This is a genomic window from Marinobacter flavimaris, from assembly GCF_002933295.1.
Lineage (GTDB): Bacteria > Pseudomonadota > Gammaproteobacteria > Pseudomonadales > Oleiphilaceae > Marinobacter > Marinobacter flavimaris.
The window spans coordinates 70,528-83,459 of record NZ_PSSW01000001.1 but is presented as its reverse complement, the minus strand read 5'-3'; the positions used below and the strand labels follow the sequence as shown (position 1 = coordinate 83,459).

The following is a 12,932-nucleotide window of genomic DNA, read 5'->3' as shown; positions in this document are numbered from 1 at the left end:
TACTAGGGAGATTGGACCCTATTCTGGCTTTGCACAAATCGCACTCACCAAATAATTCAACAATCGGGAGAGCCTATGGACCGCGAGCAACAGGGTAACGGTGCCGTCCAGGTCAGTGTTGAATTGGGAGCGCTGACCAGCGTTGCCAACGACCCGCAAGTGGCAGTCCGTGTCGGCCCCGTGGTTGCCTCCCTGGTGAACGGTGTGTGTGGCGACCCGTTGTTGCAGCTCCGGCTTCTGCACCAATCCCGCAGCCTGCTGTTTGATCTGGGAGATACCGGTCGGATGCCGCTCAGGTCCGCGCATCAGGTGACCGACATTTTCATCACCCATTGCCACGCCGATCACATTGGCGGTTTCATGTGGTTCCTGCGCAGCAGGATCGGCTACTTTCCGCCCTGCCGGCTGTTCGGCCCGCCCGGCCTGATGCGGCACATTGCCGGAATGATCAGTGGCATCCTGTGGGATCGTGTGGAAGACCGTGGCCCCAGATTCGTGGTGCACGAATGCCATGGCGACCACCTGAAACGCTGGAAAATCACCGCTGGCGACACTGCTCCCACGCCTCTGGAAGACCAGGCCACACCAGACGGGGTTTTGCTCCGGGAACCGGACTTCCAGATTCGTGCAGCCATGCTCGACCACGGCACGCCTGTTCTCGCTTTCGCCTGGGAACCCTTTGGCAAGCTTCAGGTTCGCAACGACCAGTTGCAGGCTGAGGGCCTGAAACCCGGCGCCTGGCTGCACGATTTGAAAATGGCTGTGCTGCGCCAGCGGCCGGACGAACTGATCTCGCCGGACGCAGGGCGCACGCTGCGCGCCGAAGACCTGGCCAGGAAGCTGCTGATTCAGGCGCCGGGGGAAAAGGTGGTCTACGGAACGGATTTCGCCGATACGCCAGAGAACATCCGAAAAATGACGGAATTGGCGGAAGGTGCCCACACGCTGTTCTGCGAGGCCTCATTCATGGCTGCAGATGAAGCGCAGGCCCGGCACACCCACCACCTGACCACGAGGGCCTGCGCGCGCATCGCTGAAGCGGGACAGGTTCGGCAACTGATTGCCTTCCACTTCTCACATCGCTATGACCGGAGGCGGGACGAAGTATACCTGGAACTTAAGGGATTCACTGACCGCCTGGTGATTCCGGACTGAGAAACCGCGACATCTGCTTGCCTATGCTTTCCACCGGCTCGGTAATCGCCTGCTGGATGCTGTTGGTTACAACTTTCGAGAAAGCCGAGCCGGCAGAGCTCTCCAGGAACTCCAGATAGAGATCCATCTCCTGGGCACCGATGTTCTGGTAGGTATACAGATAGCTGTCGTAAACCTGCTGACCCACCACGCCTCTGAGCATGCTGCGCTGGCTTTCAATGCGTTGGCGCAGCTGCTCGTAGTTGGCCGAATCATTGCTGAACGCCGCCATTGCCGTTGCCAGGCCGAGCTGCACTGCGATCGTTGTATCCACCGCGCTTTCTGTGGCCCGCGCAGCCCGATCAAACCGATCGAACATTTCCGCTTTGCGCGTGCCCTTGTACCGGCTGTTCAATTCCATGGCACTGGATTGGATTTTCGCCCAGGCCGAGGGTTCCGAAGCTGCAATCTCGGCCGAAGAAATCTTTCTGGCCACAGGGGTTCCGTACCAGTCATGGACTGCCTGGAGCTGCGAATCCGTGAGTTTGGCTTGCAGATCGTTAATGATCTGCTGCTCGATATCCACGGAATTGAAACCGCTGCTCACGATGTTCCCGATGGTATTGGCCATCATTGGAGGAAGCTGACCATTCTGTTTGAGTCCTTCCCGGATTCCCTGGCTCATCATGGCGGGGTAACGGGCCACGATATCGTCAACAGGCGATACTTCCAGCACCTGGCGGGCATCCGGCGCTGCCTGTGCAGTACCAGTAACAAGAAGTGCTGTGATTAAAAGAGGTTTAATTATGGGAAATCGCATCATTTACCTATCATCCCGAGTGAATCATTGATTCCCTTATGCCACGGGTTCGAGGCAGGCAGCAAGCAATCCCGCGGCCCTGGAGATGACGGTTTGGTAGGAATGCGAAAGAAACGTACCCGCAAGACCAAAAGTCGGCAACTGGCTCTGGAAACCTGGAAAAGCCGGACAAGATGGTATGGGCTTCCAATGCTGGGGCTGCTGATGGGTCTCTGGGCAATGCTCCGCTTCAGCCTGTTGGCACCGGATCCTCCGGCAAACCCGGAGAACATCTGTGAAATCTTCCGGGAACACCCGGTGTGGTATGACTACGCCAACGACTCCAGGCAACGCTGGGGCACACCCATCGCCACCCAGTTAGCGTTTGTCTATTACGAGTCGTCATTCCGCAGCCATGCGCGCCCACCACGCACACTGCTCTGGGGCTTTATTCCCTGGACCAGGCCCACAACCGCATACGGTTATGCCCAGGCCCTCGACCCGGCCTGGCGGGAATACCTGCAGGCCAATGGCGAAGGCTGGTTCACCGTTCGCACCGACATGGAACACGCGCTGGATTTCGTGGGCTGGTACAACCAGCTAAGCCACCGGCAGCTTGGCATTCCCTTCTCGGCGCCCAGAAAGCTGTACCTTGCCTACCACGAAGGCCGGGGCGGATATGCCCGCAGAAGCTTCGAAGAGAAACCGGACGTGATGGATCTGGCCGCCCGGGTACAGACCCGGGCTTTCCGATACGACAATCAGCTGAAAACCTGCGAGCAGGAATTCCAGTGCTGGCGCTGGTACCAGTTTTGGCCGTTCTGCGGCTGACGCTCGTCAGAAAGCGGAAGAAATCTCCATCTGGGACTCCAGTGACTGCAGGCGCTCCACCAGATACTCCATAACGATACGGACCCGGGCCATTTGCTGGGTATCCTGGTTTACATGCAGCCAGAGATCCACGCTCTCACCCTCCAGAGGGTCCGACAGGCGGCGGAGTTCACGAGTGCTCTCCCCCAGGTAGCAGGGCAAAACCGCCAGGCCGGCACCGGCTTTCGCCAGCGCGTGCATGGATTGCAGGCTGTTGCAGCGAATGAAAGAGGTAACGTTCTTCAACTGTTTTCTGTACCACCGGCCCGTCGCCAGATGGCTGAAGGTTTCATCCGGTATGATCCAGAGGCAACCTTCCGGACGGTTTTCCACATCCATGTCACGATGCCGCCGGCAATAGCGGGCCGACCCGTAAACGGCGGATTCGATGGAGGCGATTCGCTCGCCTTCCAGAGTTGCCTGCGGCTTGTTCTCGGGCCGCAAGGTGAGATCCGCTTCCCGATGGCTGAGGTTCGCCACATCGTTATCAGTAAGCGTCTCCAGCTCGATATCCGGGAACTCCCGAACCAGCTCGGCCAGGATCGGGCTGAGCAGCGCGCTCATCATTGCGTCTTCCGCCGCCAGCCTGACTTTACCCACCGGCGCCGAATCCTGCCCGACCAGTTTGCGCTCGAGATTTTCCATCTCGATGGCCAGCCGATCCGCCTCCCGGAACGCGGTCTCCCCCACGGGAGTGAGCTGAAGTCCATCCCGGCTGCGTTCAAAAAACTGTACACCCATCGACTCTTCCATCTGGTCGAGTCGCCGTAAAACTGTGGTTTGGTGCACACCCAGTAATTCGCCGGCCTTGGCTAGCGTTCCGCCTATTGCCAGCGCACGTATATATCGAAGATAATCCCAATCCATAGTTACTGCATATTTGCAACGTGAGTACGGATTTTAACGTATTCAAACTGCAAATAAGAACCCTTAGAATCGCTTTTAAATTAAAGGTAGATCCCTAACTAACCTACCTACCAAAATCAATACACTCATTAAAAAGGAGGAAGGCGCTATGACTCAGAACCATATCGCAACCGTAAACCCGCTGCCGTCCAGTATCCTCCACAACAGTGCTGAGGTCAGGCGCCAGTATACCCGTGCTGCGGCAAAGCAGGCGGTACAGTTTTTCAGTCGCAAGATGCGGAGCTTCAACCGGAAAGCAGCAAACGTTGCTCCGGACATGAGCCAGATGCAGGGCGGCCACTAAAACGGCAGCAGAATCTGGCATGAGCGGGGAGATCGCTCAGGCTGAGAACAGAAAGAACATAAGGATTTGAAAACGCCGTTGGCTCCCAGGGAACCAACGGCGTTTTACGTTAGCGGATCAGAATTCCCAAACGACTTTTTTCTTCTGGCTGAACCAGTCGTCCATCTTCTGGTTGTAGAAATCTTCTATCACATTCCGCTTGATCTTCATGGTCGGCGTCAGCATGCCGTTTTCCATAGTCCAGGGCTCCCGAACCACCACGACAAAAGCTACCTTCTCGTGGGACTCGCACTCCGCGTTCACCGCCTCCAGTTCGGCCGCAAGTTCCTGCTCGAGCTCACCGCGATCCATTCCGGTCTCCAGTTCATCCCTGGCCTCTTCCGACAGCAGGACCATCAGGCAAGGCTGCGGCTGGTTGGCACCGGCCACACAGACCACTTCGGCCTTTGGATGATTAAACCGGTTTTCGATGGGCACCGGCACCACGTATTTGCCTTTGGAGGTTTTGAACAGATCCTTTACCCGGCCTGTGATACGGAGGGTGCCGTCCCGATCGATCTCGCCCATATCTCCGGTTTTCAGGAAGCCATCCTCGGTGAGGTCCTCCTTGGTTTTCTCCTCATTCTTGTAGTAACCCAGCATCTGGCCCGGGCTTTTCACCTGGACTTCTCCGCCCTCTCCGATGCGGTGCTCGACCCCTGGATTCGCCATACCTACCGAACCGGCGCGAGCCTGGCCTGGTCGGTTGGCGTGGGAATAGCCGAAGTTTTCCGACATCCCGTACACTTCCAGCAGCTCGAGCCCAAGGTTGCGATACCAGTTAACGATGTCCGCTGACAGCGGCGCTGCGCCGGTCAGGGCTGCCCGACAATAATCCAGCCCCAGCTGTTTCAAGACCTTCTTCTTCACAAGGCCGCTGATAATGGGGAGACTGAAGAGCAACTTCTGCTTTTTGGGCGGCAGTTTGGCGTTTACACCAAGATAGAACTTCATCCACAGGCGCGGGACCGAGAAAAACAGCGTCGGCCTTGCCCGCTGCAGGTCCTCCTGGAAGGTATCCAGGGAATTCGCAAAATAGAGATGAAAGCCATAGTAGAGGGACTGCGTTTCGACGGCTGCCCGCTCGGCCACGTGAGCCAGGGGCAGGTAAGAAAGCATGCGCTCGTCAGAGGAAACCGGGAACAACTGCTGCAGGCCATCAGCTACTGAAATCATGGTCCGGAAGCTATGCATGACGCCCTTGGGGCGACCAGTGCTGCCGGAGGTATAGACAATCGTGGCCAGGTTATCCGGATCCGGCAGCTTGGGCTGCGCAGGCGACCGTTCGGCCACAATATCCGACCACTTCGGAGTATCATCCCGTGGCGACAAGGGCAGGGAAATGAGCGGCAAATCTGCCGGAATGTGGTTCTTGATGTCGTTCCAGCCGTCCGCGGTCCCGTCCAGTTTTCCGAGGAACAGGAGCTTTGCCTCACTGTGCTCGAGAACGTAGGCAGCAGTATCTCCGTTGAGCGTGGGATAAAGTGGCACCGACACATGGCCTGCCGCCCAGATCGCCAGATCGGCCAGGATCCAGTGCGCGCTGTTTTTGCCGAGGATACTGATATTGCTAGGTTCCGGAAGCTTCAGGCTGTCCAGGTAAGCCGCCATGCGGGATACCTGATCGGCTGCTTCTCTCCAGGTAATATCTTCCACCCGGCCATCCGGGTAAGGCTGAGTAAGGTAAACGTTGTCGGGGGTTTCCTCTGCCCAGTAATACAGGCAATGGAGTGAGGTCTGCTTCCGGGGGTCTACCGCCATAAACGGCTCCTTTTTGTTATTGTCCTTCGTGTTTAGGTCATGCCATTGCGATTCATACTAGCGTCATTTCAGACCCGCTCAATAGCAATTAGTGCCCGCGCCATTGGCAAATTAATCCTCGCCCGAGAACTGTTACTCAAAATTTTTCGTAACATTTGTCAAGTTTGAGCTAGTGTGAAGGGTGTACACCCTCCTTTTCGAGCAAATTGGATGTAGCCATGAGCAAACCAAAACGTTCGTTTTTAATCTTTCCGGCCTGGGGCATCATTCTTCTGGGTTCCGGTGCCTTTTTCTACAGCGCCTATGCGGGCATGCTGGGCACCTGACCCGGGAAAACCGGTTTAACGCCGAAACCGGGTTTCGAGGACAACGGCAGAGTTGGTCCTCTCAACTCCCTCAAGGTTGCCAATGTCATCCAGTACGGCGCTCAGTTCCTCCAGGGACTGAGCTTGAACAATGGCAATTAGGTCGTACTCCCCACTGACGGAAAACAGCTGCGATACCTGGCTGATTTGCTCCAGGGCAGCATTGGTTCTGCCGGTGAGCTTCTGGAACACTTTGATCGATACGTGAGCCTCCACCTGGCTCGCCGAAAACTCACCCCCCAACTGAACCGAGTAACCACGGATGACACCGCTGGCCTCCAGCCGCGCGATACGGTTCTGCACCGTCGACCGTGACACATGCATGGCTTTGGCGAGCTCGGTGACACTGGCCCGGGCATTCTGCCGCAGCAGCATTAGCAGTTTCTGGTCCCGTGAACTGATCATATTGCCAAACCTACTTTACAGTTTGCATCCATTGTAGATCATTTCGATCATTCTGCAGCTGCATTATGGCCCTGACGGCTTTCATACTGGGCCCAAAACAATGCCCAGGAAGATCGCCATGATAATTCGACCGATTACCCCCAAGGATCTTGACGCCCTGATGCAGATCGCAGTGGAATCCGGCCCCGGCTTCACCTCGCTGATGCCGGATCGCGATGCCCTGAGCCGCAAGATCGATCATTCGGTTGAGAGCTTTGCACGGACTGTGACCACTCCCGGCGATGAGCATTATCTTTTTGTGCTTGAAGACAGTGCGACCGGCCAGATTATGGGGACCACCGGCATAGAAGCTGCTGCAGGCTTATCCCGCCCGCTCGTGCATTTCCGCCGTAACGCGGTTATCCATCACGAGGAAGATCCCCGGAAACGTCACGCCGAGGAAAGCCTTACCCGATGCCAGCATTACACCGGTTGCACCGAGGTATGCTCGCTGTATCTTCGGCCCGGATTTCGCCGGGCCAATGCGGGCAAGCTCCTGTCCCGGGTTCGATTTCTGTTCATGGCACTGCACCCGGAGCGTTTTGCGGACACCGTTATTGCAGAAATGCGCGGCGTTTCAGACCATGCCGGCCGATCCCCGTTCTGGGACTGGCTCAAACATCACGTAGCAGATCTTGATTTCATGTCTGCCACACAGCTGGCCTGCTGTGGCCAGAGCGGTTTTGTTGAACGCTTTATCCCCGCAACGCCATTGTTCACCCGGCAGATGACCGATGCAGCCAGGGCGGTTATCGGCCAGGTCCATGAAGATACGCGCCCTGCCCGACACATGCTGGAGCGCGAAGGTTTTCGCCACCGGGGCTTCGTGGATCTTCTGGATGGAGGGCCAACACTGGAGTGCGCCAGATCGGACATCGCCAGCGTGCGCGATACCCTTCTTACCCGCGCAAGGCTACAGAAAGGCAACCGGAGTTCCTGGAATATTGCTGGAAACACCGTTGGATCCGCTATAGTTGCCAATGCTGGCTGTTCAGGCTTCAGGGCTACGGTAACCGAGCAGGTCCTGCCGAACCCCGATGCCAATAGCCTGTCAGTGCCAGAGCAACTGGCGAACGAACTGAACCTTGGCGGATATAGCCTGGCCTGCTATCTGCCACTGAGCCAGTCCAGGGAAGAGTCACGGGGGCGTCAACAGCCCTGCCAAAAACCGGTTACTGAGGAGATTCGCTATGCACACTGATCCGGACACCCTGTTTGCGAGACTCTGGGAGTCCTACCGCCAGGTAACCCCTTCGGCCGATCGCATACATAAAATCCTGGGCGCCGAAGAGGGGCAGGCCATCGTCAACGACCACATTGCGCTTCGCACCTTCAACCTCGACCCTGTTCGGCTGGACGCTCTGGCAGAGCACTTTCTCAGTCTCGGCTATGAAGAAGGCGGCGAATACCACTTCGAGGCCAAAAAGCTTTATGCCCGCCACTATGAGCACCCCTCCCGGGAACTGCCCAAGGTGTTTATTTCCGAGCTGCTTGTAGAGCAATGCTCGCCGGAGCTGCAATCGGTGGTTAAAAGTCTTGTCGGCCAGGTAAAGCCGGAGGCGGTTACTGCTGATGATTTTCTCTATTCGGGACGCCATTGGGAGGTCGACTACGACACCTACCGCCAGCTGATGAAGGAAAGCGAGTACGCCGCCTGGATGGCCGCCTGGGGCTACCGCGCAAACCATTTCACGGTCAGCATCAACCATCTGGAACAGTTCGGTTCGGTTCCGGAAATCAATCAGTTGCTGAAAGATCATGGCTATACGGTGAATTCATCCGGCGGTGAAGTAAAAGGCTCCCCGGAAGACTTGCTGGAGCAGTCCTCAACCATGGCCGACCGGGTGCCGGTTACCTTTACCGACGAGACGGTAACCATACCCAGTTGTTTCTACGAATTTGCCCTGCGTTATCCGAAACCGGATGGCCGGCTCTACTCGGGCTTCGTAGCGGCATCGGCCGACAAGATCTTCGAGAGCACGAACGCCGGCAGCTGAGTCTGCGTGCAAAGACTCGCGGTCACGACCACCCCTGTTCACCGATCAGGGGAACGAACCGGACTGCGCCGAGGTCCTCGGTCCGGAATTCGTTCTCTGTCAGCCGGGTAATACGTTCCAGCGACTGAACCGAATGCTCCGACCCCACCGGTATGACCAGGTGCCCGCCAACCGCCAGCTGATGCTTCAATGATTCCGGCACCGATGGCGCACCGGCAGCCACGATGATGCCATCGAAAGGCTGGTGCTCGGACCAACCTATTGTGCCATCGCCACAGCGAACCCGGACATTGTCAAAACCCTCGGCGGCCAGCGTTCGGGCTGCGCGATCGGCCAGTTCCCGAACCCGTTCGATGCTGAACACCTCGCTTGCAATACAGCCCAGAACGGCAGCCGCGTAACCCGAACCTGTGCCGATATCCAGAACCCTTTCTCCACCCTCCAGATCCAGTGCTTCCGTCATCAACGCCACGATGTAAGGCTGTGAAATGGTCTGCCCCGCACCGATCGGAAGAGGACCATCATCGTAGGCGCAGTCCTTCATACGTTCTGGAATGAAGCGCTCACGCGGCACCCGACCCATGGCCTCCAGCACCAGCGGCGACCCGATTCCACGGGCTCGAAGCTGATAATCCACCATGGACGCTCTCTGCAACTCGAAGCCATTGTCCTGATTCATGACGCTCTTCCTGCCCCTGGTCTGGCTGCTTACCGGCCGTTACAAAGCAGTAACTTTTTTACAACGGCGCGCTTGAGATTATCTGTCTACTTTTTAGACATCGGTAATGACACATACAACCACCGAATGCCAAAAACAACAAACGGACAACGGGTCCACGAACCGGCCAACCCGTTGCCGAGGAGGAGAAATGTCGACATCCGTAAACCACCTCGACGAACGCACGCGGGACTCCGCAGAGCTGCTCGAAGAGATCATGCCCTCTGCCATTACCCTGGCCATGATGCTTCGTCACCGTAAAATGGCGGCCTGGCTACGCACCGAATTTGATGGATATCAGGATGTTGCTGCCGCACCGCCTTATCGTAGGCAGCTACACGGGCACATTGTTGCCAAATCCCCCCAGTATGGTTGGATCCCCGCTCCAGTAGATGATCAGCAAAAAGAGGAGTTTGGCTACATGGATCTGCTCGAGGGCGTGAAAGCTCTTGAGAAAACCTGTGTGAGTTGCAAAAAGGGCAACGGCAACCGGGTTTTGCTGGAAAAAGACGAGATGGCCGTGTTGCAGAAGCAGATCAACCTGACCGCCGAGCTGGCCATCAACCTGAGTCGCGACGTTTATTGCCGGCTCCTCAGGACCGTTCGGGCTGCAATCTACCTCTGGACCCAGGAACTGATGGCCGAGGGCATTGCCGGGGAGCACAACCACTACAGTCCGGACGAGCGCGCCAAAGTTGCGCATCTGGACGACCCCGAGAAGTTCTGGCGACGGGCCATGGACGAAGTCGACAGCCTGCCAATACCAGACGTGCGGGTGACCGGTTTCTTTGAACGGGTATTCGGGCGCGCAGGCTGAGCCTCGCGCCCTGGCTGCTACCAGAGCACGCTAACAATACCGACGCTGCTCACCAGCAGCAACACGGTTCCCAGCAGACGGAAGAACACCGGAGTCTCCGCCTGGAGAATACGGTCATGGGCGTAGAGCCCGATTACATGGCCGACGGCTGCGCATGGCAGCAGCCAGAGGTGATGGATAAGTTGCAGATCGATGCCGGCCCAGACGAAAGCGGCCATCTTGATCAGCACCAGAATGAACCAGAGCGCGAACAAGGTATCCCGCAGTTTTTCTTTGGGCAGGTGCTGGGCTGCCACGGCAATGATCAGGGGCGCACCGATCAGGGAAGTGCCACTGATGTATCCGCCCACCATGAGGAATATCGCGTCGACCGTTTTGCTGCCACTGCGAAAAGGTCGGTTGATGATGTAGGAAACAGAATAAAGCGCCACGATAACGAAAATGATGGCACTCAGGATGTCACTGGGCATGGTAATCAACCCGAATACACCAATTAGCTTGGGCACAATCATGATGGCGAGGATCCGCCACAGGTATTGCCAGTCGACAGTGCCCGAGCCCGCCTCACGTTGCTTGCCTGCCCCGGTGCGATTGTTCATCCAGATTGTCAGGGATGAAAACACCAGAAGGTGGACCGCAATGATCGGCAGAAAGACGAGCGGTTGATCAAGAACCAGCAACAGAAATGGCAGGGACAGAACGGCGCCACCGAATCCCAGCCCGGAGCGGACAAAACCACTCCAGACGAAAATCAGGGCAATCAGCAGATATTGGTAAATCGCGAGATCAGACATGGATTCCCGGTTGTCGTCAAAAGGGCCGTCGTTTATCCGGAACTGGTCTAAGCTCAGTTAGTTGCGAAGAAAAACAACATTCCCCGGAGGATGTGAATGGCCCTGTCATGGAAACAGAAGTTCCTGCTGTTGATTGTTGCAACGCTGATTGGTCTGGCGATTGCCACTCTGGCCTCCCTGAGCGGGCTCGGCAAGGTATCTGACGCTTATGAGGCCCGAAGCGAAGCAAGAGCCTATGAATCCGCGTCCCTGACCCTGCTGAACGACTGGCTGGCACTCGAGAGAACGAGTGAGAATCTGGAACCGAACCAGGTTGAGAACTATCAGGAGAGACTGGCGTCGCTCGCGGTCCAGTCGTCGGCGCTCAGTGAATCCGCCGGAACCCTGCCGGGTGACGCGGTAAAGACCACTGCACAACAAATCCAGGAGCAGGTTGCGGAGTATACCCGACTTCGCACCGAATGGCTGGCCCTGAATCAACAGCTGGGCCTCACTCCGTCCAGCGGTCTGAGAGCAACAATGTCCGAAGCCATAAACGACAGGCTTCGGCAAATCAGCATTTCCATCTTCAACGACGACATCAACACCATCGCCTCCACCTACCGCGACTACCTGTCTACCTTCGATGCGACCTACGCCGAGTCAACCCGTGAGGCCCTGGCGCGGATGCAGACCACCGTCACCGAGATGGACTGGCAGGAAATTGACATCGGCCAGGCTGTCCAGGCGTTCGCCAATGCCTTTTCCGATGCCGAATCGCTCATCGCCAACCTGTCTGCCATTGAGAACCAACTGTCAGCCACCGGCACCCGTATTCGCGATCTGATTGCCGAGCAGAACACCCTCCTCCGCCAGGACATTATTGTGGCAACCAGCCAGCAGGCCGAAGAGGCCCGCGCCGCCTCAACCTGGCTGATCATTGCAACCGCTGCTGCGGTGGTGATTATCCTTATCCTGACCCTGACGACCGCCTCAAGAACACTGGTGAAACGACTCAATGAGACCGTAAACCTTCTCACCCGGGTCGCCGGCGGTGACCTCAGTCAGCGCCTTGAGCCAGGCAGGAATCCGAACGATGAATTTAATCGCCTGGGCGAAGCGGCCAACAAGATGCTGGACGATGTCTCGGACGTTATCGGGCAAGTCGTCGAGGGTAACCGCACGCTGTCATCGCTTCAGGTTGAACTGGATGCTCTGGTAGAGCAGATGGGCAGAAACGGCGAGCAAGTTGAAGACGAGACCGAGCAGACCGCCACTGCGGTTCAGGAAATCTCCCACACGGCGGTCGATATTGCCCAGTACACCCAGTCAGTCAATGACGCTGTTCAGAGCGCCAACGGTGCCGCCCATTCCGGTGCCGAGGTGGTCAGGCAAAGCGCGAAAACCATGACCGAACTGGCCGAAAGAATCCAGAAAACCCACGATCAGGTCAGCCAGCTGAGCAAAACCGGCGAGAAGGTCAATTCCATCGTTGGCGTAATCAACGGCCTGGCTGAACAGACTAACCTGCTGGCCTTGAATGCTGCGATTGAGGCGGCAAGAGCCGGCGAGGCCGGACGCGGTTTCTCGGTTGTTGCCGACGAAGTTCGGTCCCTCGCAGAGAAGACCGTATCGGCAACCAACGGGATTGCCGAGATCGTGGAATCCCTCAACCGTGAAACCCAGGCCATTTCCAGACTGATGAAAGAGGGCCTGACTTCCGCAGGTGAGGGAGAGGAAAGCTCGAGAGAGGCGGCGCACTCGATCGAACAGATCACCGGCTCGATACAACAACTGGCTGGCGACATGAATCAGGTGGTGTCCTCTGTTGAGGGGATATCAACGACCACCGAGGAAATCGCCCAGAAGGTGGAGCAGATCCACGGGCACACCCGGGAAACCTCGGATATCCGCCAGAAGCTCAACGCCCATATCGGACGACTATCATCCCAGGTAACCACCCTGACCCAGGCCTCACAGGGCTTCCGTCTGTAACAGCGGGCCC

13 protein-coding genes are annotated in these 12,932 nt (G+C 57.1%); 7 read left to right on the top strand and 6 right to left on the bottom strand.

The window, feature by feature from the left end; translation table 11 throughout:
- Window positions 1-75: 75 nt before the first annotated feature.
- Complete coding sequence (locus tag MDHKLMBL_RS00410) at window positions 76-1,155, top strand: MBL fold metallo-hydrolase (RefSeq protein ID WP_104269859.1); 1,080 nt, start codon at window positions 76-78, stop codon at window positions 1,153-1,155.
- Here MDHKLMBL_RS00410 and MDHKLMBL_RS00405 read toward each other — a convergent pair.
- The gene (locus MDHKLMBL_RS00405) at window positions 1,127-1,957 is read right to left on the bottom strand and encodes a DUF2059 domain-containing protein (protein ID WP_104269858.1); all 831 of its coding nucleotides are present in this window, start codon (window positions 1,955-1,957) and stop codon (window positions 1,127-1,129) included. The two genes, MDHKLMBL_RS00410 and MDHKLMBL_RS00405, sit on opposite strands and share 29 nt — an antisense overlap.
- Window positions 1,958-2,056: 99 nt before the next feature.
- Between MDHKLMBL_RS00405 and MDHKLMBL_RS00400 the strand changes: the two genes are divergently transcribed.
- A complete protein-coding gene (locus MDHKLMBL_RS00400) occupies window positions 2,057-2,764 on the top strand; it encodes a transglycosylase SLT domain-containing protein (protein WP_104269857.1) in 708 nt (235 codons plus the stop codon).
- A 6-nt stretch (window positions 2,765-2,770) separates the two neighbouring features.
- On the opposite strand, the gene MDHKLMBL_RS00395 is transcribed toward MDHKLMBL_RS00400, so the two are convergent.
- Window positions 2,771-3,670 (bottom strand): LysR family transcriptional regulator, encoded by a 900-nt coding sequence (locus MDHKLMBL_RS00395; RefSeq protein ID WP_014577912.1) that lies wholly within the window; start codon window positions 3,668-3,670, stop codon window positions 2,771-2,773.
- Between the two features lie 148 nt (window positions 3,671-3,818).
- On the opposite strand from MDHKLMBL_RS00395, the gene MDHKLMBL_RS00390 reads away from it, so the two are divergent.
- Window positions 3,819-4,013, top strand: a complete 195-nt coding sequence (locus tag MDHKLMBL_RS00390) for a hypothetical protein (protein ID WP_039882018.1) — start codon at window positions 3,819-3,821, stop codon at window positions 4,011-4,013.
- A gap of 117 nt (window positions 4,014-4,130) precedes the next feature.
- On the opposite strand, the gene MDHKLMBL_RS00385 is transcribed toward MDHKLMBL_RS00390, so the two are convergent.
- Entirely contained in the window at window positions 4,131-5,813 is a 1,683-nt protein-coding gene (locus MDHKLMBL_RS00385; RefSeq protein ID WP_104269856.1) for an AMP-binding protein, read from the bottom strand.
- Window positions 5,814-6,154: 341 nt separating this feature from the next.
- A complete protein-coding gene (locus MDHKLMBL_RS00380; RefSeq protein WP_014577916.1) occupies window positions 6,155-6,583 on the bottom strand; it encodes an Lrp/AsnC family transcriptional regulator in 429 nt (142 codons plus the stop codon).
- A gap of 118 nt (window positions 6,584-6,701) precedes the next feature.
- On the opposite strand from MDHKLMBL_RS00380, the gene MDHKLMBL_RS00375 reads away from it, so the two are divergent.
- The gene (locus MDHKLMBL_RS00375) at window positions 6,702-7,823 is read left to right on the top strand and encodes an arginine N-succinyltransferase (protein WP_241956149.1); all 1,122 of its coding nucleotides are present in this window, start codon (window positions 6,702-6,704) and stop codon (window positions 7,821-7,823) included.
- Entirely contained in the window at window positions 7,813-8,619 is an 807-nt protein-coding gene (locus MDHKLMBL_RS00370) for a DUF1338 domain-containing protein (protein ID WP_014577918.1), read from the top strand. The genes MDHKLMBL_RS00375 and MDHKLMBL_RS00370 overlap by 11 nt, the downstream gene beginning before the upstream one ends.
- Window positions 8,620-8,641: 22 nt before the next feature.
- Here the strand turns inward: MDHKLMBL_RS00370 and MDHKLMBL_RS00365 are convergent, their stop codons facing one another.
- Complete coding sequence (locus MDHKLMBL_RS00365) at window positions 8,642-9,298, bottom strand: protein-L-isoaspartate(D-aspartate) O-methyltransferase (RefSeq protein WP_053112769.1); 657 nt, start codon at window positions 9,296-9,298, stop codon at window positions 8,642-8,644.
- Between the two features lie 190 nt (window positions 9,299-9,488).
- On the opposite strand from MDHKLMBL_RS00365, the gene MDHKLMBL_RS00360 reads away from it, so the two are divergent.
- Window positions 9,489-10,154 (top strand): AbiTii domain-containing protein, encoded by a 666-nt coding sequence (locus tag MDHKLMBL_RS00360; RefSeq protein WP_008173893.1) that lies wholly within the window; start codon window positions 9,489-9,491, stop codon window positions 10,152-10,154.
- 17 nt (window positions 10,155-10,171) lie between these two features.
- Here the strand turns inward: MDHKLMBL_RS00360 and MDHKLMBL_RS00355 are convergent, their stop codons facing one another.
- A complete protein-coding gene (locus MDHKLMBL_RS00355; protein ID WP_053112770.1) occupies window positions 10,172-10,948 on the bottom strand; it encodes a TSUP family transporter in 777 nt (258 codons plus the stop codon).
- Window positions 10,949-11,044: 96 nt separating this feature from the next.
- On the opposite strand from MDHKLMBL_RS00355, the gene MDHKLMBL_RS00350 reads away from it, so the two are divergent.
- Window positions 11,045-12,922 carry a methyl-accepting chemotaxis protein gene (locus MDHKLMBL_RS00350; RefSeq protein WP_008173889.1) on the top strand — a complete coding sequence of 626 codons (1,878 nt, stop codon included), beginning with the start codon at window positions 11,045-11,047 and terminating at the stop codon, window positions 12,920-12,922.
- Window positions 12,923-12,932 lie beyond the last annotated feature (10 nt).

What these genes read in the sequence shown, in the direction of transcription:
- MDHKLMBL_RS00385 (WP_104269856.1), bottom strand. Translation starts at nt 5,813, where the DNA reads ATGGCGGTAGACCCCCGGAAGCAGACCTCACTCCATTGCCTGTATTAC.
- MDHKLMBL_RS00350 (WP_008173889.1), top strand. Translation starts at nt 11,045, where the DNA reads ATGGCCCTGTCATGGAAACAGAAGTTCCTGCTGTTGATTGTTGCAACG.
- MDHKLMBL_RS00395 (WP_014577912.1), bottom strand. Translation starts at nt 3,670, where the DNA reads ATGGATTGGGATTATCTTCGATATATACGTGCGCTGGCAATAGGCGGA.
- MDHKLMBL_RS00410 (WP_104269859.1), top strand. Translation starts at nt 76, where the DNA reads ATGGACCGCGAGCAACAGGGTAACGGTGCCGTCCAGGTCAGTGTTGAA.
- MDHKLMBL_RS00380 (WP_014577916.1), bottom strand. Translation starts at nt 6,583, where the DNA reads ATGATCAGTTCACGGGACCAGAAACTGCTAATGCTGCTGCGGCAGAAT.
- MDHKLMBL_RS00390 (WP_039882018.1), top strand. Translation starts at nt 3,819, where the DNA reads ATGACTCAGAACCATATCGCAACCGTAAACCCGCTGCCGTCCAGTATC.
- MDHKLMBL_RS00360 (WP_008173893.1), top strand. Translation starts at nt 9,489, where the DNA reads ATGTCGACATCCGTAAACCACCTCGACGAACGCACGCGGGACTCCGCA.
- MDHKLMBL_RS00405 (WP_104269858.1), bottom strand. Translation starts at nt 1,957, where the DNA reads ATGATGCGATTTCCCATAATTAAACCTCTTTTAATCACAGCACTTCTT.
- MDHKLMBL_RS00355 (WP_053112770.1), bottom strand. Translation starts at nt 10,948, where the DNA reads ATGTCTGATCTCGCGATTTACCAATATCTGCTGATTGCCCTGATTTTC.
- MDHKLMBL_RS00375 (WP_241956149.1), top strand. Translation starts at nt 6,702, where the DNA reads ATGATAATTCGACCGATTACCCCCAAGGATCTTGACGCCCTGATGCAG.
- MDHKLMBL_RS00365 (WP_053112769.1), bottom strand. Translation starts at nt 9,298, where the DNA reads ATGAATCAGGACAATGGCTTCGAGTTGCAGAGAGCGTCCATGGTGGAT.
- MDHKLMBL_RS00400 (WP_104269857.1), top strand. Translation starts at nt 2,057, where the DNA reads ATGCGAAAGAAACGTACCCGCAAGACCAAAAGTCGGCAACTGGCTCTG.
- MDHKLMBL_RS00370 (WP_014577918.1), top strand. Translation starts at nt 7,813, where the DNA reads ATGCACACTGATCCGGACACCCTGTTTGCGAGACTCTGGGAGTCCTAC.